The 18,411-nt window shown below is 65.5% G+C and carries 17 protein-coding genes; 7 read left to right on the top strand and 10 right to left on the bottom strand.

Annotated elements, in window-relative coordinates:
- Nucleotides 1-48: 48 nt before the first annotated feature.
- From DIE23_RS13280 to DIE23_RS13260, 4 genes are all read right to left on the bottom strand, one after another.
- The gene (locus tag DIE23_RS13280; protein WP_124612536.1) at nt 49-1,068 is read right to left on the bottom strand and encodes an NAD(P)H-quinone oxidoreductase; all 1,020 of its coding nucleotides are present in this window, start codon (nt 1,066-1,068) and stop codon (nt 49-51) included.
- 143 nt (nt 1,069-1,211) lie between these two features.
- Entirely contained in the window at nt 1,212-3,359 is a 2,148-nt protein-coding gene (gene pnp, locus DIE23_RS13275) for a polyribonucleotide nucleotidyltransferase (RefSeq protein WP_124612535.1), read from the bottom strand.
- Nucleotides 3,360-3,650: 291 nt separating this feature from the next.
- The gene (gene rpsO / locus DIE23_RS13265) at nt 3,651-3,920 is read right to left on the bottom strand and encodes a 30S ribosomal protein S15 (RefSeq protein ID WP_006398792.1); all 270 of its coding nucleotides are present in this window, start codon (nt 3,918-3,920) and stop codon (nt 3,651-3,653) included.
- 119 nt (nt 3,921-4,039) lie between these two features.
- On the bottom strand, nt 4,040-5,299 hold the full coding sequence (locus DIE23_RS13260; RefSeq protein WP_124612534.1) for a branched-chain amino acid ABC transporter substrate-binding protein: 1,260 nt from the start codon (nt 5,297-5,299) through the stop codon (nt 4,040-4,042).
- 190 nt (nt 5,300-5,489) lie between these two features.
- Here DIE23_RS13260 and DIE23_RS13255 point away from each other — a divergent pair, with 190 nt between their 5' ends.
- The 3 genes from DIE23_RS13255 (at nt 5,490) to DIE23_RS13245 (ending at nt 8,620) form a co-directional block, all read left to right on the top strand.
- On the top strand, nt 5,490-6,002 hold the full coding sequence (locus DIE23_RS13255; RefSeq protein WP_124612533.1) for a hypothetical protein: 513 nt from the start codon (nt 5,490-5,492) through the stop codon (nt 6,000-6,002).
- Between the two features lie 387 nt (nt 6,003-6,389).
- Nucleotides 6,390-7,031 (top strand): carbonic anhydrase, encoded by a 642-nt coding sequence (locus DIE23_RS13250; RefSeq protein ID WP_124612532.1) that lies wholly within the window; start codon nt 6,390-6,392, stop codon nt 7,029-7,031.
- 38 nt (nt 7,032-7,069) lie between these two features.
- The gene (locus tag DIE23_RS13245; RefSeq protein WP_124612531.1) at nt 7,070-8,620 is read left to right on the top strand and encodes a SulP family inorganic anion transporter; all 1,551 of its coding nucleotides are present in this window, start codon (nt 7,070-7,072) and stop codon (nt 8,618-8,620) included.
- An 81-nt stretch (nt 8,621-8,701) separates the two neighbouring features.
- On the opposite strand, the gene DIE23_RS13240 is transcribed toward DIE23_RS13245, so the two are convergent.
- The 6 genes from DIE23_RS13240 to DIE23_RS13210 all read right to left on the bottom strand — a co-directional run bounded on the left by DIE23_RS13240 (nt 8,702) and on the right by DIE23_RS13210 (nt 15,708).
- Complete coding sequence (locus DIE23_RS13240; RefSeq protein ID WP_124612530.1) at nt 8,702-10,246, bottom strand: 2-isopropylmalate synthase; 1,545 nt, start codon at nt 10,244-10,246, stop codon at nt 8,702-8,704.
- Nucleotides 10,247-10,570: 324 nt separating this feature from the next.
- Nucleotides 10,571-11,443 (bottom strand): CDP-diacylglycerol--serine O-phosphatidyltransferase, encoded by an 873-nt coding sequence (pssA, locus tag DIE23_RS13230; protein ID WP_124612529.1) that lies wholly within the window; start codon nt 11,441-11,443, stop codon nt 10,571-10,573.
- A gap of 15 nt (nt 11,444-11,458) precedes the next feature.
- A complete protein-coding gene (locus DIE23_RS13225; RefSeq protein WP_059468119.1) occupies nt 11,459-12,103 on the bottom strand; it encodes a phosphatidylserine decarboxylase in 645 nt (214 codons plus the stop codon).
- Nucleotides 12,104-12,230: 127 nt separating this feature from the next.
- Nucleotides 12,231-13,247, bottom strand: coding sequence for a ketol-acid reductoisomerase (ilvC, locus tag DIE23_RS13220; protein ID WP_014896490.1), 1,017 nt, complete (start codon nt 13,245-13,247; stop codon nt 12,231-12,233).
- A gap of 94 nt (nt 13,248-13,341) precedes the next feature.
- Nucleotides 13,342-13,833 carry an acetolactate synthase small subunit gene (ilvN, locus tag DIE23_RS13215; RefSeq protein WP_006750445.1) on the bottom strand — a complete coding sequence of 164 codons (492 nt, stop codon included), beginning with the start codon at nt 13,831-13,833 and terminating at the stop codon, nt 13,342-13,344.
- A gap of 111 nt (nt 13,834-13,944) precedes the next feature.
- Nucleotides 13,945-15,708: an acetolactate synthase 3 catalytic subunit gene (locus DIE23_RS13210; RefSeq protein ID WP_124612528.1), complete on the bottom strand. Its 1,764-nt coding sequence runs from the start codon at nt 15,706-15,708 to the stop codon at nt 13,945-13,947.
- A 351-nt stretch (nt 15,709-16,059) separates the two neighbouring features.
- On the opposite strand from DIE23_RS13210, the gene DIE23_RS13205 reads away from it, so the two are divergent.
- Genes DIE23_RS13205 through DIE23_RS13190 form a run of 4 tightly spaced genes read left to right on the top strand, consistent with a single transcriptional unit; the run spans nt 16,060 to nt 18,353 of the window.
- On the top strand, nt 16,060-16,623 hold the full coding sequence (locus DIE23_RS13205) for an RNA polymerase sigma factor (RefSeq protein ID WP_124612527.1): 564 nt from the start codon (nt 16,060-16,062) through the stop codon (nt 16,621-16,623).
- Complete coding sequence (locus tag DIE23_RS13200; protein ID WP_124612526.1) at nt 16,620-17,045, top strand: DUF3619 family protein; 426 nt, start codon at nt 16,620-16,622, stop codon at nt 17,043-17,045. Before DIE23_RS13205 ends, DIE23_RS13200 begins: the two co-directional genes overlap by 4 nt.
- A gap of 24 nt (nt 17,046-17,069) precedes the next feature.
- Nucleotides 17,070-17,834, top strand: coding sequence for a DUF3106 domain-containing protein (locus tag DIE23_RS13195; protein WP_124612525.1), 765 nt, complete (start codon nt 17,070-17,072; stop codon nt 17,832-17,834).
- Between the two features lie 6 nt (nt 17,835-17,840).
- A complete protein-coding gene (locus DIE23_RS13190) occupies nt 17,841-18,353 on the top strand; it encodes an RDD family protein (protein ID WP_124612524.1) in 513 nt (170 codons plus the stop codon).
- Nucleotides 18,354-18,411 lie beyond the last annotated feature (58 nt).

Raw genomic sequence — 18,411 nt, 5'->3', positions numbered from 1 at the left:
GGCTTGAACCGGTCAAACCGCGCATGTCAAGTCCGGCCGCATGGACCGTCAGGCGGTCGTACCCCAATCGAGGACGATCTTGCCGATGTGTTCGCCGCTTTCCATCAGCGCATGCGCCTGCGCGGCCTCGCCGGCCGGCAGCACGCGATAGATCACGGGCTTGATGCGGCGGTCCGCGAGCAGCGGCCAGACGCGCGCCTTCAGCTGTGCGGCGATGCGCGCCTTGAACTCGACCGGACGCGGACGCAGCGTCGAGCCCGTCACCGTCAGCCGGCGGCGCAGGATTTCGCTCAGGTTGACCTCGGCCTTCGCGCCGCCGAGCAGCGCGATCAGCACGAGGCGGCCGCCATCCGCGAGCGCGGACAGTTCGCGCGGCACGTACGAGCCCGCGACCATGTCGAGGATCACGTCGACGCCGCGATCGTGCGTCAGCGACTTGACGACCTCGACGAAGTCCTCGGTCTTGTAGTTGATCGCACGCTCGGCGCCGAGCGCCTCGCATGCGCGGCATTTGTCGGCATTCCCTGCCGTCGCGAACACGCGAAAACCAAGCGCGTGCGCGATCTGGATCGCCGTCACGCCGATCCCGCTCGAGCCGCCCTGCACGAGCAGCGTTTCCTGCTCGCCGCCCTCGCCCGCACCGAGCAGCGCACGGTCGAACACGTTGCTCCATACCGTGAAGAACGTTTCAGGCAGCGATGCGGCCTCGATGTCGGTCAGCCCGTCGGGCACCGGCAGGCATTGCGGCAGCGGTGCGACCGCGTACTCGGCGTAGCCACCGCCCGCGAGCAGCGCGCAAACGCGATCGCCCAGCTTCAGGCCGAACGGGTTCAGCGCCGCATCCGACAGGTCGCCACCGACGATCTCGCCCGCGACCTCGAGGCCAGGCAGATCCGACGCACCCGGCGGCGGCGCATACGCGCCCTTGCGCTGGAATACGTCGGGCCGGTTCACGCCGGAAGCCGCCACCTTGATCAGCACTTCGCCGCGCTTCGGTTCGGGGCGCGGACGCTCCGCGAGCTTCAGCACGTCGGGGGCGCCAAATTCGGTGATTTCGATGGCTTTCATGATGGTCGCTCCAGGATCGGAATCGGGTGGTGCCCCCGTGCGCGGCACGGGCGCCTTGCCGGCGCTGCTGCGCGGCACAACGATGCTACAGAAAAAACGGCCGGCGCGCTTTCGCACTGCCGGCCGTTCTCACGCCTGTCCGCTTATTGCTGCGGCGGCGTATCCGACTGCGACGCTGCCGCTGCTTCGTTCAGCAGCGCCTTCGCCGACAGACGCACACGACCCTTTTCGTCCGTCTGGATCACCTTGACCTTCACCTGCTGGCCTTCCTTCAGGTAGTCGTTGATGTCCTTCACGCGCTCGTTGACGATTTCCGAGATGTGCAGCAGGCCGTCCTTGCCCGGCAGCAGGTTCACGATCGCGCCGAAATCGAGCAGCTTGAGCACCGTGCCTTCGTACACCTGGCCGACTTCGATCTCGGCCGTGATTTGCTCGATGCGCTTCTTCGCCTCGGCCATGCCTTCGCTGTTCGTGCTCGCGATCGTCACGACGCCGTCATCCGAGATGTCGATGGTCGTGCCGGTTTCTTCCGTCAGCGCGCGGATCACCGAACCGCCCTTGCCGATCACGTCGCGGATCTTTTCCGGGTTGATCTTGATCGTGATCATGCGCGGCGCGAATTCCGACAGTTGCGTGTTCGCACCCGAGACCGCCGACGTCATCTTGCCGAGGATGTGCATGCGGCCTTCCTTCGCCTGCGCGAGCGCGACCTGCATGATTTCCTTCGTGATGCCCTGGATCTTGATGTCCATCTGCAGTGCCGTCACGCCTTGCTCCGTGCCCGCCACCTTGAAGTCCATGTCGCCGAGGTGATCTTCGTCGCCGAGGATGTCGGTCAGCACCGCGAACTTGTTGCCCTCGAGGATCAGGCCCATCGCGATACCCGCGACGTGCGCCTTCATCGGCACGCCGGCGTCCATCAGCGCGAGACAGCCGCCGCACACCGATGCCATCGACGACGAACCGTTCGATTCGGTGATTTCCGACACGACGCGGATCGAGTAGCCGAATTCGTCGGCGCTCGGCAGGCACTTGACCAGCGCGCGCTTCGCGAGACGGCCGTGGCCGATTTCACGACGCTTCGGCGAGCCGACGCGGCCCGTTTCGCCGGTCGCGAACGGGGGCATGTTGTAGTGGAGCATGAAGCGTTCGCGGTATTCGCCTTCGAGCGCGTCGATGATCTGCTCGTCGCCCTTCGTGCCGAGCGTCGCGACGACGAGCGCCTGCGTTTCGCCACGCGTGAACAGCGCCGAACCGTGGGTGCGCGGCAGCACGCCAGTGCGGATCTCGATCGGACGCACGGTGCGCGTGTCGCGACCGTCGATGCGCGGCTCGCCGTTCAGGATCTGCGAACGGACGATCTTGGCCTCGATGTCGAACAGGACGTTGCCGACGGTGGCCTTGTCCGCGGCGACCGTACCGGCCGCCAGCACGTCTTCCTCGAGCTTCGCCGAGGTCGCTGCGTAGACTTCCTTCAGCTTCGCCGAGCGCGCTTGCTTGTCGCGCAGCTGGTAAGCCGCGAGCAGGTCGTTCTGTGCAAGCTCGGTCACGCGCGCGATCAGCGCTTCGTTCTTCGGTGCCGGCTGCCAGTCCCACTCGGGCTTGCCGCCTTCGCGCACCAGCTCGTGGATCGCGTCGATCGCGATCTGCATCTGCTCGTGGCCGAACACCACAGCGCCCAGCATCACGTCTTCCGACAGCTGGTCGGCTTCCGATTCGACCATCAGCACCGCGCGCTCCGTACCGGCGACGACGAGGTCGAGGCTCGATGCCTTGATCTGGTCACGCGTCGGGTTCAGCACGTAGGCGTTGTCGATGTATGCAACGCGCGCGGCACCGACCGGACCGTTGAACGGCAGGCCCGACACGGCGAGCGCGGCCGATGCGCCGATCAGCGCGGGGATGTCCGCCGGGATTTCCGGGTTCACGGACAGCACGTGGATCACGACCTGCACTTCGTTGTAGAAGCCTTCCGGGAACAGCGGGCGCAGCGGACGGTCGATCAGGCGCGACGTCAGCGTCTCGTGTTCCGACGGGCGGCCTTCGCGACGGAAGAAGCCGCCGGGGATCTTGCCGGCCGAGTAGGTCTTTTCGAGATAGTCGACGGTCAGCGGGAAGAAATCCTGACCCGGCTTCGCCGACTTCGCGCCGACGACGGTTGCCAGCACGACGGTGTCTTCCACGTCGACGATCACGGCACCGCTCGCCTGGCGGGCGACTTCACCGGTTTCGAGGCGCACCTTGTGCTGGCCCCACTGGAATTCCTTCACGACCTTGTTGAACATGGACATGGTTGCTCCTTTGAATTCATTCATTTCATTCGCCGCGCGGGCCATCCCGCGCGGCGGCGTCCCGACCGAATCACCCGGAGCAAGGTGTGTTTTTTATGCCATTCCAGCGCGGCGCGCGTCGAGCGGCGCGCTGGAATGACACAAATCCCGACCCCGGTATCAGCCGTTCCGGCAGCCCGGCACCCACGTGCCTGACAACCTGCGGTGCGCGTGACGCTACGCACCGCGCAAAAACAAAATGCCTGCATCAGCGGACTGACACAGGCATCTTGCTGGCGGCAACCGCCTCGATTACTTACGCAGACCCAGCTTCTCGATCAGCGCGCGGTAACGGTCGGCATCCTTGCCCTTGAGGTAGTCGAGCAGCTTGCGGCGGCGGCTCACCATGCGCAGCAGGCCGCGGCGGCTGTGGTGATCCTTCGCGTGGGTCTTGAAGTGACCCGTCAGTTCGACGATACGCGCGGTCAGCAGTGCGACCTGGACTTCGGGCGAACCCGTGTCGTTAGTACCGCGGGCGAACTGAGCAACGACTTCCGACTTCTTGATATCTGCAACAGACATGTGATTTCCTTTGTTTCCTACTTGCTAACTCAACAGGCGGACACGGAAGAATGGCCGTGCCGTGACTTACAACCGGCGGGCATTGTAGCACAACTGCACGCCGTTCCTACCGCCTCCTGTCACGGGCGCGTCATCGAGCAGGTCGACGGCATCTGCGTGCGCTGCGCGGGCACCGCGAGGACGGTCCGGAAACCGTAGCCCGAGCCTTCGTTGTCGAAGCGGACGCCCGGCGTGCCGGCCTTGTCCATCTCCATCACATAAAGGGGCTGGATCAACTGGTGATCCTGCGCACGCATCGTGGACGCGTGGAAGCCGTCGTCGATCGACAGCCCCTCCAGCGCGCGCGCCACCGCGACGGGGGCGGCCGAGCCGGCCCGATTCATCGCTGCCGCGAGCATTTCGATCATCAGGCTCATGCGTCGCACCGGATAGTCGTCCTGGGCAGCGGGGAAACGGGTCCGGAACGCACGATAGAACGCGTCCGATTTCGCGCCGCCCGCGTTCGGATGCCAGTCCGCAACGGCCACCACCCGCCCGACGCCCGCGTCGCCGAGTGCGGCCGGCGCGCCGAGGCTGTTGCCGTAGAACGTGTAGAACTTCGCGTTCAGCCCCTGCTCGCGCGCCGCCTTGACGAGCAGCGTGAGGTCGTTGCCCCAGTTGCCGCTCACGACCGCGTCCGCGCCGCTCGCCCGGATCTTCGCGATATAGGGCGAGAAATCCTTGATGCGGCCGATCGGGTGGAATTCGTCGCCGGCGATCGTCACGTCGGGGCGCCGCTCGGCCAGCGCCTGCCGCGCCAGCGCACTGACGTCGTGACCGAAGCTGTAGTCCTGATTCAGCAGGTAGACCTTGCGCAGCGCGCGGTCGCGCGCCATCACGTCCGCCAGCGCGGCCATCCGCATCCCCGCGTGCGCGTCGAAGCGGAAATGCCAGAAGCTGCAGCGTGCGCCGGTCAGCGCCGGATCATCGGCCGAATAGTTGAGGAACAGCATCCGGCTGTCCGGATTTCGCGCATTCAGCTTGTCGAGCGCCGCGACGAGCGCGGCCGCGACCGCCGAGCTGTTGCCCTGCGCGACGAAGCCGATATGGCGGTCCGCCGCCGCGCGCAACTGCACGAGCGCCTCCTCCGGGCTGCCCTTGCTGTCGAGCACGACGAGTTCGAGCGGGTGCGCGCCGTCGCGCAGCTTCACGCCGCCCGCCGCGTTGACCTGTTCGACGCCGAAGCGCAGGTTGCGCTCGACCGCCGCGCCCGCGTTCGCGAACGGGCCCGACATCCCTTCGATCAGCGCGATCCGCACCGGCTCGCCCGCCGCGAACGCGGACGACGCCAGCATCCACCCCGCGCTCAATGCGAGCGCGCACCGTTTCCACAGCTGCATCGGCTCCCTGCCCTTCAATCTGTCCGAGAAGCGCGGATCATAGGCCGCGGGCGGCGCCGGCCGCAAGCGCGGTGCGAAACGACACTCCGACGGCGCACTGCCGGCGATCCGCACCGATTTTTTCGACACGATGCACCGGTACGCGCCGTCCGTGATACAACTGAACGGTTAGAGCGTTCTGGAGAATCCCATGCGTATTCGCATTCCCGTGCGCCTGCCGGTGCTGGTCGCCTGCGCGGCGGCGCTGCTCGCCGGGTGCGCACAACCGTGGCAGCAATACCAGGCCGGCCAGGACGAGTCGGCGATCGTCGCGCGCATGGGGCCGCCGCGCGAGATCTACGACCTGCCCGGCGGCGGCAAGCGCCTGATGTGGCCGACCCAGCCGATGGGTGAGATCACCGTCGCGGCCGACATCGACGCGGCCCACCGGATCGTCAACGTGCGCCAGGTGCTGCAGCCGAGCGAGTTCTATCGCGCGGACATCGGCAAATGGACCAAGACGGACGTGCTCGTGAACTTCGGTCGCCCGGTCGAGACTTCCTACTTCCCGCTGATGAAGCGTGAGGTGTGGACCTACCGGTATCTCGAGGACAACGTCTGGTACATGATGTACAGCTTCTACTTCGATTCGCAGGGCATCCTGCGCACGACGCAGAAAACGCCCGACCCGCTGCACGATCCCGACCGCCGCAACCTGTTCTGATTGGATCAATTGCGCATTTCCGCGCAATTTTCACAATGGCCATTCACGAATCATTGCGTGAATGACCATTTCATTTTTTCCGTTATATTCAATTAATTCCCGATTCGACGCGGCAATCCTTTCCGATCGTGCACGCACGGAACACCATTGCGTGGAGTCCTTGCCGTGCGGCCACCGGCGAGAAACCAGTATTCGCAATACATGTCATGCGTTGTATTGGTGCATTTGATGCACTTCACCAGATCCACTTGAAACAATTTGTATCAATGACACCGGACATTAGGGCATACCCCTAATATCAGTCAAAATTGAACCTTTCAATTTAGAAAGAATCATATTGCTCCACTTCATCCGTCATTTGTTTGCCTTTATCAAAAAGGAGTCCTCATGAACCGCCCCAAGAGCATGCTGGTCGCCAACATCGCCTGGGCCCGCGAAACGCGCGAACGCACGCCCGGCTTTTTCGACGCGCTCGCACGCGGCCAGAACCCGCGCGTGCTGTGGATCGGCTGCGCCGACAGCCGGGTGCCGGCCGAAACCATCACGCACAGCGTGCCCGGCGAACTGTTCGTCCATCGCAACATCGCGAACCTGTTCCATCCCGACGACGACAACTCCGCGAGCGTGCTCGAGTATGCGGTGCGCGTACTCGAAGTCGACCACGTGATCGTATGCGGTCATTACGGGTGCGGCGGCGTGCGCGCATCGCTGCTGCCGCCGCCGGCCGACCTGCCGCACGTCGCACGCCGCATCGCGCCGCTCTGCACGCTCGCGCGGCACCATCGCGACGCGCTCGACGGACTCGACGACACGACCGCCGCCGATCGCCTGGCCGAGCTGAACGTGCTCGAACAGGTGCGGCTGCTGCGCGCGTCGCCGATCGTGCGCGGGCGGCAGCGGCCGCCGCTCGTGCACGGCTGGATCTTTTCGCTCGCCGATGGCCGGCTGAAGGAGCTCGACTCCGGCTATACGGCACCACCCGCCGAAGCCGAACCGGAGCATGCCGCCACGGCAGCTGCACTCGGCTAACTCGCACCTCCCCCTACGCCAATGAAGTCGCCCCGATCATGAAATTGAACCCGCATCTGTCCACCCTGCCGCGCGACATCATCGCCGGCATCGTCGTTTTCCTCGTCGCGCTGCCGCTCTGTCTCGGCATCGCCAATGCGTCCGGCGTCGAGCCGTTCGCCGGACTCGTGTCCGGCATCGTCGGCGGCATCATCGTCGCGCTACTGAGCGGCTCGTCGCTGTCGGTCAGCGGGCCGGCGGCCGGCCTCGTCGTGATCGTCGTCGAAGGGATCGCGCAACTCGGCAGCTTTTCCGCGTTCCTGCTCGCGGTGCTGCTGTCGGGCGTGCTGCAGTTCGGCTTCGGCATGCTGCGCGCCGGGCGCTTCGCGGCCTACGTGCCGTCGCCCGTCATCAAGGGCATGCTCGCCGCGATCGGCCTGTTGCTGATCGTGAAGCAGATTCCGTTCGCATTCGGCATCGGCGGCCCGGCCGCGCAATCGTTTGCATCATGGCCGGGCCTGCCGACCGCTTGGGCTGCAACGGCCATCGCACTCGTCTCACTCATGCTGCTGGTCGCCTGGGACACGCCGGCATTCAAGCGCCTCGCCTGGGTGCGCTCGGTGCCCGCGCCGCTCGCGGTCGTCGTGTTCGGCATCGGCGCAACGCTGGTGCTCGGCGTCATTGCGCCGTCAGTCGCGCCGGGCGCCGCGCATCGTGTCGCGCTGCCGGAGCTCGAATCGTTCGCGGCGCTTGCGGCGTCGCTGAAGCACGCCGAGTTCGGCCCGAACTTCGCGCAGTTGGCCAATCCGGACGTGTGGCGCGTCGCGATCACACTCGCGGTCGTCGCGAGCCTCGAGACGCTGCTGAGCCTGGAAGCGGTCGAACAGATCGATCCGAAACGCCGACCGACCGAGCCGGACCGCGAACTGAAGGCCCAAGGCGTCGGCAATCTCGTCGCGGGGGCGGTCGGCGGGCTGCCGATCACGTCGGTGATCGTGCGCAGTTCGGTCAACGTGAACGCGGGTGCGCAAAGCCGGATGTCGGCGATCGTGCACGGGATCCTGCTGCTTGCGAGCGTGTTCGCGCTCACCGGGCTGATCAACCTGATCCCGCTCGCAAGCCTTGCGGCAATCCTGATCCACACCGGCTTGAAGCTCGCGAAACCGGCGCTGTTCCGCTCGGTGTTGAAGCAGGGCCCGGCCGCGTTCGTGCCGTTCGCCGCGACGATCGCGGGCGTGCTGGCGGTCGACCTGCTGTTCGGCATCGCGCTCGGCCTCGCCTGCAGCGTGCTGGTGGTCGCGGTGGCAAACCTGAAGAGCCCCGTCACGCTCGCGCAGCACGACGATCACTTCCTGCTGTCGTTCCGCAAGGACGTGTCGTTCCTCGGCAAGGTGCAGGTCAAGCATCACCTGCGGCACATTCCGGACCGTGCGACCGTGATCATCGACGCGACGCGCGCCGACTACATCGATCACGACGTGCTCGAACTGCTCGACGCATTCGTCGCCGAAGCACCGGGGCGCGGGATCACGGTCGAATTTCGCCGCCGCAGCCCGGTGCCCCGCCCGCCCGCGCGCCGCTGGCTGTTCCGCGCGCCGGCCGCCGAATGAGCGGCGCATGAAAAACGCCCCGGGCGGCACACGGCCGCACGGGGCGTTTCGGGGCGTTTCGGGGCGCTCGACGCTCAGCGCTTACGCGCGCTGCGGGTTGACCTTGTCGTCCTTCGAGTGCAACTTGTTCAGCGCGGCGATGTACGCCTTCGCGGACGCCGCGACGATGTCCGGATCGGTGCCGACGCCGTTGACGATCCGCCCGCTCTTCGACAGCCGGACCGTCACTTCGCCCTGCGCCTGCGTGCCGGTCGTGATCGCGTTCACCGAGTACAGCAGCAGTTCGGAACCGCTGCCGACTTCGCTCTCGATCGCGTTCAGCGTCGCGTCGACGGGGCCGTTGCCGCGCGCCTCTCCGGTCACTTCCTTGCCCTCGACCGCGAACACGACCTTGGCTTGCGGTTGCTCGCCGGTTTCCGAGTGCTGCGACAGCGACACGAACTTGAAGTGCTCCTGCTCGTGCGCGAACGCCGATTCTTCGGAGACGATGGCGATGATGTCTTCGTCGAAGATCTCGGCCTTGCGGTCGGCGAGGTCCTTGAAGCGCATGAACGCGGCATTCAGTTCGGCTTCGCTGTCGAGCGACACGCCGAGCTCCTGCAGACGCTGCTTGAACGCGTTGCGGCCCGACAACTTGCCGAGCACGATCTTGTTCGCGGTCCAGCCCACGTCTTCCGCGCGCATGATCTCGTAGGTGTCGCGCGCCTTCAGCACGCCATCCTGGTGGATGCCCGACGCGTGCGCGAATGCGTTCGCGCCGACCACGGCCTTGTTCGGCTGCACGACGAATCCGGTGATCTGCGACACGAGCTTCGATGTCGGCACGATCTGCGTCGTGTCGATGCCGACGTCGAGGCCGAAGTAGTCCTTGCGGGTCTTCACGGCCATCACGATTTCCTCGAGCGACGTATTGCCCGCGCGCTCGCCGAGACCGTTGATCGTGCACTCGACCTGCCGTGCACCGCCGATCTTCACGCCGGCGAGCGAGTTCGCCACCGCCATCCCGAGGTCGTTGTGGCAATGCACGGAGAAGATCGCCTTGTCCGAGTTCGGAATGCGTTCGCGCAGCGTCTTCACGAGGTTGCCGTAGAGTTCCGGCACGCCGTAGCCGACCGTGTCGGCGATGTTGATCGTCGTCGCCCCTTCGGCGATCACGGCTTCCAGCACGCGGCACAGGAAGTCGAGGTCCGAACGGCTGCCGTCTTCCGGCGAGAATTCGACGTTGTCGGTGAACTTGCGCGCGAAGCGCACCGCGAGGCGCGCCTGCTCGAACACCTGGTCCGGCGTCATCCGCAGTTTCTTCTCCATGTGCAGCGGCGACGTCGCGATGAACGTGTGGATCCGAGCACTATTGGCCGGCTTCAGCGCGTCGGCCGCACGCTGGATGTCCTTGTCGTTGGCACGCGCCAGCGAGCAGATCGTGCTGTCCTTCACCAGACCGGCGATCGTGTGGATCGCGTCGAAGTCACCGTTCGAGCTGGCCGCGAAGCCGGCCTCGATCACGTCGACCTTCATCCGCTCGAGATGCTTCGCGATGCGGATTTTCTCTTCCTTCGTCATCGACGCGCCGGGCGATTGTTCACCGTCACGCAACGTCGTATCGAAAATGATCAGCTTGTCTGTCATGGGGGGCTCCAGGGCTCTTTATACGGAAATCAAACGTAATGAGATCGCGCCACCGCTGGCGACGCTCAACAACAGACGAGGCTTGACGGAGGGCGAGAACGGTCAGCGCGGCAGGCGCGCCAACGCTAGCGCGCGTAGCGGCGCACCGGCTAGAAGGAGGGAGAGGCGGGAAAATGCAGTCATGCCAAAGACTATAGCGGCATTCCGCCGGGCGCGCAATCGGACGGCACCCACGATGCCGGGCCGCGCCGGGCGAAAAAGGGGCAAATGAAAACGGCGGCCCGGGAATCAATCCGAGGCCGCCGTTTCCGGGCAGGTTGCGCGTCAGTGATCGCGCTGCGACGAGCGCGCGGGGTTCGCCCGCCCGCGCACGGCCATGTAGGCCCAGAACGCGTAGCCGGACAGCCCGTACAGCACGAACAGGCAGAACAGCATCAGCGGCGGATCGGACGATACGAGCACGAATGCCACGACGACCAGCAGAATCGCCGCGAACGGCACGCGGTGCCGCACGTCGAGCGCCTTGCCGCTGTAGAACGGCGCGTTCGACACCATCGTCACGCCCGCGTAGATCGTCAGCGCGAACGCGACCCACGGCAGCCAGCCGAGCTTCATCGGCACGCGGTTGTCGGTCGCGAGCCAGACGAAGCCGGCGATCAGCGCGGCGGCGGCCGGGCTCGGCAGCCCCTGGAAGAAGCGCTTGTCGACGCTGCCGATGTTCGTGTTGAAGCGCGCGAGGCGCAGCGCGGCCCCCGAGCAGTAGACGAACGCGGCGAGCCAGCCCCAGCGGCCGAGATCCTTCAGCACCCACTCGTACATCACGAGCGCGGGCGCGACGCCGAACGACACCATGTCCGACAGGCTGTCGAACTGTTCGCCGAACGCGCTTTGCGTATGCGTCATCCGCGCGACGCGCCCGTCCATCCCGTCGAGCACCATCGCGACGAAGATCGCGATCGCGGCGATCTCGAAGCGCACGTTCATCGCCTGCACGACCGCGAAGAAGCCGCAGAACAGCGCGGCGGTCGTGAACGCGTTCGGCAGCAGGTAGATGCCGCGCGTCTTCAGGAACCGCTGGCGCGCGGCGCGGCGGCTCTCGATGGGCGCCGGATCCGGCGCCATCACCTTGTTGCGGCGGAACGGGCGTGGCGTCTGGCCGGAGCCGTTGCGCGGCCGACGCGGTTTGAATGCGGCCATCGTGCGTCCCGCCGCTTACTGTTCGAGCTCGGCGAGGATCGTCGACGACGCGTAGACCTTCTCGCCGATCGATACCTTCGCGCGGCTGCCGAGCGGCAGGTACACGTCGACGCGCGAACCGAAGCGGATGAAACCGTAGCGCTGGCCGCGCGACAGCGGCTCGCCGGCGCGCACGTAGCAGAGGATCCGGCGGGCGACGAGGCCGGCGATCTGCACGGCGGTGACGGTCTTGCCGCTCGCCGTCTGGATCACGACCGCATTGCGCTCGTTCTCGGTCGATGCCTTGTCGATCGCCGCGTTCAGGAACGCGCCCGGGAAATACTCGACCTTGGTGACCGCGCCGTCGACCGGCGAACGCTGTGAATGGACGTTGAAGACATTCATGAACACGCTGATCTTCAGCGCTTCGCGGTTAGCATACGGATCCTGCGTGGTCTCGACCGCGACGATGCGGCCGTCCGCCGGGCACAGCACCGCGTTCGGCTGCGCCGGGATCGGGCGCTGCGGATCGCGGAAGAACTGGACGACGAAGACGAGCAGCAGCCAGAACGGCCACGCGAAGCCGAAGCCCCCGACGGCGTGGATCAACAGCGCGATGACGGCTGCAATCGCGATGAACGGCCAGCCTTCGCGCGCGATGATCGGATGAGGATAGTTCATGGATTCGTTCTGTGTTCGGTGAATTGCAAAGCCCGTAGGATAGCAAAAGCCGCCCGGGGCACTACTGCCTTCGGGCGGCTTTTTGATACCGACCCTCCACTCGAAGGGCCGGAACAGCACGCGGTGCTTAGTTCTTCGTCTGGTCGACGAGCTTGTTCTTCGCGATCCACGGCATCATCGCGCGCAGCTTCGCACCGACCTGCTCGATCTGATGCTCGGCCGTCAGGCGACGGCGCGACTGCAGCGTCGGGGCGCCTGCCTTGTTCTCGAGAATGAAGCTCTTTGCGTACTCGCCCGTCTGGATGTCGGTCAGGCACTGCTTCATCGCCTTCTTCGTCTCTTCCGTGACGACGCGCGGACCCGTCACGTACTCGCCGTACTCGGCGTTGTTCGAGATCGAGTAGTTCATGTTCGCGATGCCGCCTTCGTAGATCAGGTCGACGATCAGCTTCAGTTCGTGCAGGCACTCGAAGTACGCCATTTCCGGCGCGTAGCCCGCTTCGACCAGCGTCTCGAAACCTGCCTTGATCAGCTCGACGGTACCGCCGCACAGCACGGCCTGCTCGCCGAACAGGTCGGTTTCGGTCTCTTCACGGAAGTTCGTCTCGATGATGCCGGCACGGCCGCCGCCGTTCGCCGCGGCGTACGACAGCGCGATGTCGCGTGCCGCGCCCGACTTGTTCTGCGCAACCGCGATCAGGTGCGGCACGCCGCCACCTTGCGAGTACGTGCCGCGCACGGTGTGGCCCGGTGCCTTCGGCGCGATCATGATCACGTCGAGGTCGGCGCGCGGGATCACCGCGCCGTAGTGGACGTTGAAGCCGTGCGCGAATGCCAGTGCAGCGCCCTGCTTGATGTTCTCGTGCACTTCCTTCGCGTACACGTCGGCGATCTGCTCGTCCGGCAGCAGCATCATGACGACGTCCGCGCCCTTCACCGCTTCCGCGACTTCCTTGACCGACAGGCCTGCGTTTTCAGCCTTGCTCCACGATGCACCGCCCTTGCGAAGGCCGACCGTCACGTTCACGCCGCTGTCCTTCAGGTTCAGTGCGTGTGCATGGCCTTGCGAGCCGTAGCCGATGATCGTGACTTGCTTGCCCTTGATGAGGGAGAGGTCAGCGTCTTTGTCGTAGAAAACGTTCATGATGGTTCCTTCGCTAATTCAAAAATTCAACAATTCGTTCGGATTGGGTACTGCGGGCCGGGACATGACGGCGCACCCGGCGTGCCTCTTGGCATCACACCTTCAGGATGCGCTCGCCGCGTCCGATGCCGGAGCTGCCGGTACGCACGGTCTCTAGGATCGCGCTGGCGTCCAGCCCCTGGATGAATGCGTCGAGCTTGTCGCTCGCGCCCGTCAATTCGATCGTGTAGGTCTTTTCGGTCACGTCGATGATGCGGCCCCGGAAAATGTCCGACATCCGCTTCATTTCTTCGCGCTCCTTGCCCACTGCACGTACCTTGATCAGCATCAGCTCGCGTTCGATGTGTGCACCGTCGGTCAGGTCCACCACTTTCACCACCTCGATCAGGCGGTTCAGATGCTTCGTGATCTGTTCGATCACGTCGTCCGAGCCAATGGAAACGATGGTGAGCCGCGACAGCGATTGGTCTTCGGTCGGCGCCACCGTCAAGGTTTCGATGTTGTAGCCGCGTGCGGAAAACAGACCGACCACGCGCGACAGCGCGCCCGGTTCGTTCTCCAGCAGGACGGAAATGATGTGTCTCATGTTCGCTTCTTCCAGAATGTGCCGTGTCGATTCACTCGCGCCGCGCGCCGCCCGGTGCCGCACCGCCCTTCGTGAAGGCGGCCGCATTCGGCCCAAGCGCGCGTCGCGCCGTTACAGATCTTCCGATCCGAGCAGCATCTCGGTGATGCCCTTGCCGGCCTGTACCATCGGCCAGACGTTTTCGGTCGGATCGGTCTGGAAGTCGAGAAACACGGTGCGGTCCTTCAGGCGCAGCGCCTCCTTCAGCGCCGGCTCCACATCCGAGGTCTTTTCGATCCGCATGCCGACATGGCCGTACGCTTCGGCGAGCTTCACGAAGTCGGGCAGCGCATCCATGTACGAATGTGAATAGCGCTTGCTGTATTCGATCTGCTGCCACTGGCGGACCATGCCGAGATAGCGGTTGTTCAGCGAAATGATCTTCACGGGCGTGTCGTACTGCAGGCAGGTCGACAGTTCCTGGATGCACATCTGGATCGAGCCTTCGCCCGTGATGCACAGCACGTCGTCGTCCGGGTGCGCCATCTTGACGCCCATCGCTGCCGGCAGGCCGAAGCCCATCGTGCCGAGGCCGCCGGAATTGATCCAGCGACGCGGCTTGTTGAAACGGTAGAACTGCGCGGCCCACATCTGGTGCTGGCCGACGTCCGAGCACACGAACGCATTGCCGTCCGTCAGCTCCCACGCCTTCTCGACCACGTACTGCGGCTTGATGATCTCGCTTTCGCGGTCGAACTTCAGGCAGTCCTTCGCGCGCCAGCCCTCGATGTCCTTCCACCATTGCGCGAGCGCTTCGGTGTCGGGGCCATGCTCGGCCGTCTGCAACTGCTCGATCAGCTCCTTCAGCACTTCCTTCACGTCGCCGACGATCGGGATGTCGACCTTCACGCGCTTCGAGATCGACGACGGGTCGATGTCGATGTGGATGATCTTGCGCGGACGCGACGCGAAGTGCGCCGGGTCGCCGATCACGCGGTCGTCGAAGCGGGCGCCGATCGCGATCAGCACGTCACAGTGCTGCATCGCCATGTTCGCTTCGTACGTGCCGTGCATGCCGAGCATGCCGAGGAATTTCTTGTCCGACGCGCGATAGCCGCCGAGGCCCATCAGCGTGTTCGTGACCGGGTAGCCGAGCAGGTCGGCGAACTGGTTCAGTTCGCGCGCCGCGTCGGCGAGGATGATGCCGCCGCCCGTGTAGATATAGGGACGCTTCGCCGACAGCAGCAGCGACACGGCCTTGCGGATCTGGCCCGAATGGCCTTTCGTGACGGGGTTGTACGACCGCAGCGACACGCTCTTGACCGGCTCGTACTGGCACGGCGTCTTCGAGATGTCCTTCGGGATGTCGATCAGCACTGGACCCGGACGGCCGGTGCGGGCGATGTAGAACGCCTTCTTGACGGTTTCCGCGAGGTCGCGCACGTCCTTCACGAGGAAGTTGTGCTTCACGCACGGACGCGTGATGCCGACCGTATCGCATTCCTGGAACGCGTCCTGGCCGATCGCGGCAGTCGGCACCTGGCCGCTGATCACGACCATCGGGATCGAATCCATGTAGGCCGTTGCGATGCCGGTCACCGCATTGGTGACACCGGGGCCGGACGTCACGAGACAGACGCCGACGTTGCCGGTGGAACGCGCATACGCATCGGCTGCGTGCACGGCCGCCTGTTCGTGGCGCACCAGCACGTGCTGAATCTTGTCCTGCTTGTAAAGCTCGTCGTAGATGTAGAGTACCGAGCCGCCGGGGTAGCCCCAGATGAATTCGACGTTCTCGTCGGCCAGTGCCTTCATGAGCACGGTGGCGCCGATGGAGTCGCTATCGGGAGGGGAAAGGGGTTCCGACGTGGAGAATTCCGCGCTGGGCATGTTCATTTTGACCTTTCGAATTTTCGGCAAAAAATTGATCGGGTGCTCTCTGCCGGGCTTGTGGCTCGGGTTCAAGCGGCGCGTCCAGTTGAAGGGCGGGCTTCTTGGGCCAGCCTCAAATGAGACTATCACTTCATGTTGCGAATCGTTGACGATAGCGGGTCATGATTGGGTCGTCAAGCAAAATATCCCGCAGCGCATCATGGCCCCCGCCAGGCGGCCCGCGGACGCGGCTCGCACGCAACGTACCGAGCCGTCAACTGTGCCAAGTCACGCGAAAATTTGTTAGCATCCGCGGGTTTTACGAAATTTTTCGACCTTTCACACGCCGCAGTCCGCAGCGCATACCTTTACGGAATGGCATCAGACAAGGAACTCGCCGACTTTCTGGCGGGCGTCGAAAGGCGCGCGTTCAAGCAGGCTGCGTACGCCGTGCGTGACGACGATGCGTCGCTCGACATCGTGCAGGACGCGATGATCAAGCTGGCGGAGAAATATGGCGATCGACCGGCGGCCGAACTGCCGCTGCTGTTCCAGCGGATTCTGCAGAACGCGATCCACGACTGGTTCCGCCGGCAGAAGGTCCGCAATACCTGGGTCACGCTCTTCTCGTCGCTCAACAACACGGACGACGAGGACTTCGATCCGCTGGAAACGCTCGAGTCCGCGGACGACAACGCGGGCGTCGAGAGCACCGAGCACCGCATCGAGCGGGAGCAGGTTCTGGCCCTGATCGACGAAGAAATCCAGAAACTTCCGACGCGTCAACGGGAAGCGTTCCTGATGCGTTATTGGGAAGATATGGATGTCGCCGAGACTGCCGCCGCAATGGGGTGCTCCGAAGGCAGCGTCAAGACGCACTGCTCGCGAGCCACCCACACCCTGGCGCAAGCGCTCAAGGCCAAAGGAATCACGCTATGAGCTCCGCTCCCGTAAATCGAGAACACGAATTCGCGCTGAAGGTCCGCCGCGCACTGGACGAACGTGCCGCGGCGCTGCCTGCCGCGACCACCGACCGTCTGGCCGTCGCACGCCGGGCCGCGCTCGCGCGCAAGAAGCCGGAAGCCGCGACCGCGCCGGTGTTCGTGCCGGCCTTCGCCGGCGCGGCCGGCGCATACGGCACGCCGCCCGCGAGCCGCCCGCCGGCATCGTTCGCGCGCCGCCTGCTGCGCGCGTGGCCGCTCGCGCTGCTGCTCGCGGGGCTCGTCGGTATCGCCTACTGGGAAGACATGCAGCGCACCGCCGAACTCGCCGACATCGACGCGGCGATGCTCAGCGACGACCTGCCGCTCAACGCGTATCTCGATCACGGGTTCAACGCGTATCTTTCGCACGCACGCTAACAGACAATAACGGGGATCGCACGGGTGAGTCAGAAACGCGGCCTGGCCGTATTTTTCGGATGCGTGATCGCGATCGCCGTTTCCTACGTCGCCACCTATTCCCGATTCAACCCGCCCCCCACGACGGTCTCCGCCGCGGCCAGCAGCGCGCCCGCGCCGACCTCGGCCGCCGCCGGGCTGACCACCGAACTCGCCCCGCTGCCCCTGCCGCTGCCGGCCGCCAACGGCCCGCTGTCTTGGGCGCGCCTGACGCCCGCGCAACGCGCGGCACTCGCGCCGTTTGCCGATCAGTGGGATGGCTTCAGCGACGCGCGCAAGCGCAAATGGCTGAAGATCGCGTCTCGTTTCGCGAAATTGACGCCTGATGAGCAGAAACACCTGCAAGACCGGATGTCCGAGTGGGCGCGGATGACGCCCGAGCAGCGCCGCGTCGCGCGCGAGAATTACCAGAGCGCGAAGGAACTGTCCGCGCAGGCGCGCGAGCGCGCGTGGAAGGCCTACCAGCAACTGCCCGAAGAGCAGAAGGAGCGCCTCGCCGCGACCGAGCGCCGTCGCCGGCCGAGCGTCGTCAGCGCGCCGCCGACCGTCGCCGACCGTGATGTACGCCGTCTCGTCAATTCGCACGAGCATCCGGCGAGCACCCCCGCGCCGGCAGCGGCACCTGCATCGGCCGGCACCGGCACGCTGCCCGTGGCGGCATCGTCCACGTCCGGCACTGCCCCACCCGCGCCTGCGACCGTCACGCCCGTGTCACCGGCCGACGCGCCGTCGATGTTCAAGGGTTCCTGACCCGCCGTGGCGAGCGCCCCCGCACCCGAGGCCCCGGCCGCCGTCGCCGCGCCGTCCGTGCGACGGCGCCTCGCCGCGATGTTGTACGAAGCCGTGCTGCTGTTCGGCGTCGTGTTCTTCGCGGGCCTCGCCTTCAGCCTCGCGACGCAGCAGCGCAACGGCTTCGTCCATCACAACCTCCTCGCCGCATGGATCGCGCTCGTCGTCGGCGCGTACTTCGTCTGGTTCTGGACCCACGGCGGCCAGACGCTGCCGATGAAGACCTGGCGGCTGCGGCTCGAATCGTCGAGCGGCCGGCCGCTGAACGCCGGCCATGCGCTCGTCCGCTACGCGCTCGGCTGGCTGTGGTTCCTGCCGCCGCTCGCGCTGCATCCGCTCCTCGGCCTGTCGGTGCCCGTCACGCTCGCGCTCACCGCCGCGTGGATCGTCGCATGGGCCGGCGCCGCTCGCCTGCACGCCGGTCGCCAGTTCCCGCACGACCGCATCGCCCGCACGCGCGTCGTCGCCATTCCGCGCTGACGCGCCGCGCGGTCCGCGCGACCACGGCCGGCTCCGCGCATCGGCACACCATCAGACG

Source organism: Burkholderia sp. Bp9143 (assembly GCF_003853645.1).
Classification (GTDB): domain Bacteria; phylum Pseudomonadota; class Gammaproteobacteria; order Burkholderiales; family Burkholderiaceae; genus Burkholderia.
Note: the sequence above shows the minus strand (reverse complement) of the source record. Positions and strands in the feature narration are given on the sequence as shown.

Bases quoted from the DNA above. Each gene is read 5' to 3' on its own strand.
- DIE23_RS13280 (WP_124612536.1), bottom strand. From the start codon at position 1,068: ATGAAAGCCATCGAAATCACCGAATTTGGCGCCCCCGACGTGCTGAAG.
- pnp (WP_124612535.1), bottom strand. From the start codon at position 3,359: ATGTCCATGTTCAACAAGGTCGTGAAGGAATTCCAGTGGGGCCAGCAC.
- rpsO (WP_006398792.1), bottom strand. From the start codon at position 3,920: ATGTCTGTTGCAGATATCAAGAAGTCGGAAGTCGTTGCTCAGTTCGCC.
- DIE23_RS13260 (WP_124612534.1), bottom strand. From the start codon at position 5,299: ATGCAGCTGTGGAAACGGTGCGCGCTCGCATTGAGCGCGGGGTGGATG.
- DIE23_RS13255 (WP_124612533.1), top strand. From the start codon at position 5,490: ATGCGTATTCGCATTCCCGTGCGCCTGCCGGTGCTGGTCGCCTGCGCG.
- DIE23_RS13250 (WP_124612532.1), top strand. From the start codon at position 6,390: ATGAACCGCCCCAAGAGCATGCTGGTCGCCAACATCGCCTGGGCCCGC.
- DIE23_RS13245 (WP_124612531.1), top strand. From the start codon at position 7,070: ATGAAATTGAACCCGCATCTGTCCACCCTGCCGCGCGACATCATCGCC.
- DIE23_RS13240 (WP_124612530.1), bottom strand. From the start codon at position 10,246: ATGACAGACAAGCTGATCATTTTCGATACGACGTTGCGTGACGGTGAA.
- pssA (WP_124612529.1), bottom strand. From the start codon at position 11,443: ATGGCCGCATTCAAACCGCGTCGGCCGCGCAACGGCTCCGGCCAGACG.
- DIE23_RS13225 (WP_059468119.1), bottom strand. From the start codon at position 12,103: ATGAACTATCCTCATCCGATCATCGCGCGCGAAGGCTGGCCGTTCATC.
- ilvC (WP_014896490.1), bottom strand. From the start codon at position 13,247: ATGAACGTTTTCTACGACAAAGACGCTGACCTCTCCCTCATCAAGGGC.
- ilvN (WP_006750445.1), bottom strand. From the start codon at position 13,833: ATGAGACACATCATTTCCGTCCTGCTGGAGAACGAACCGGGCGCGCTG.
- DIE23_RS13210 (WP_124612528.1), bottom strand. From the start codon at position 15,708: ATGAACATGCCCAGCGCGGAATTCTCCACGTCGGAACCCCTTTCCCCT.
- DIE23_RS13205 (WP_124612527.1), top strand. From the start codon at position 16,060: ATGGCATCAGACAAGGAACTCGCCGACTTTCTGGCGGGCGTCGAAAGG.
- DIE23_RS13200 (WP_124612526.1), top strand. From the start codon at position 16,620: ATGAGCTCCGCTCCCGTAAATCGAGAACACGAATTCGCGCTGAAGGTC.